The organism is Pseudomonas sp. K5002, assembly GCF_013386655.1.
GTDB lineage: Bacteria > Pseudomonadota > Gammaproteobacteria > Pseudomonadales > Pseudomonadaceae > Aquipseudomonas.
The window spans coordinates 1-942 of the sequence record NZ_JACARK010001281.1 but is presented as its reverse complement, the minus strand read 5'-3'; the positions used below and the strand labels follow the sequence as shown (position 1 = coordinate 942).

The window sequence follows — 942 nt, the reverse complement described above, 5'->3', positions numbered from 1 at the left end:
ACGCCGAACAGCACGTCGCGGTTGCCGCTGTAGCGCGACAACAGCAGTGCCCAAGCGCCCTGGATCCAGGTGTTGGGCGTCAATTGGTAATGCTGGCACAGCTGCTGCAAACGTTGGGTCTGGCTGATACTTAAGGTCTGGTCGAAGTCGCCGACCTGTTCCGGCGCCTGTTCCGGACCGGCGAGGGCGCTGTCCACGTGCAGCGGCGTCGGCTCGCTGAAACCGGCCAGGTCGGCTTGCCAGAAGGCATGTGCAGCGGCCATGTCCTGGCGTTCCAACCAGCTCATGTAGCCGCGGAACGAACGCAAGCGCGGGCGCGCCACGGGCTCTTGGCGTACGAGGGCCTGATAGATCGCCAGCAGGTCCTCCATCAACAGGCCGAAGCACCACGCGTCCGTAAGGATATGGTGGAAACTGCGCACCACCGCAAAACGCTGTTCATCGAGCTGGAACACCCGCAGATGGGTCAAGGGTGCGCTGCTCATGTCGAAACCCTGCACGCGCTGGGCTTCCAGGGCCTGGTCCATGGCGAGGTGCTGCTGCGCGTCATCCAGGTGACGCAAGTCTTGCCAATCGAACGCCGCAGCTGTCTTGCGATACACACATTGCAGCGGTTCGTGGTCGTCCTGCCACCAGAACGCGGTGCGCATCATCGGGTGGCGGTCGAGGAACAGTTGCCAGGCGGCCTCCATGGCCGGGCGTTGCAATACGCCGTCCCAGCTGTAGCGCTGTTGCATCAGGTAGATGCCACTGTGGGGTTGCAGCAAAGTGTGCAGCAGCATGCCTTGTTGCATCGACGACAGCGGGTAGACGTCTTCCAGGTTTGACCAATCCAGCGGTTCGGTCGCAAGCGTTGCGGCTTGTTTGTGGCACAGCGGGAAAGCCTCGCTGGCCGGGCGCAGCCCTGGCTCGGCGAGCACGGTCGCGAGGGCGCCAAGGCGT

General features: G+C 63.6%; 1 protein-coding gene. It reads right to left on the bottom strand.

Translation table 11 applies throughout. The features are described from left to right. The coding region (locus tag HX846_RS40025; protein WP_256740365.1) for a condensation domain-containing protein at positions 1-942 on the bottom strand (942 nt) is incomplete at both ends.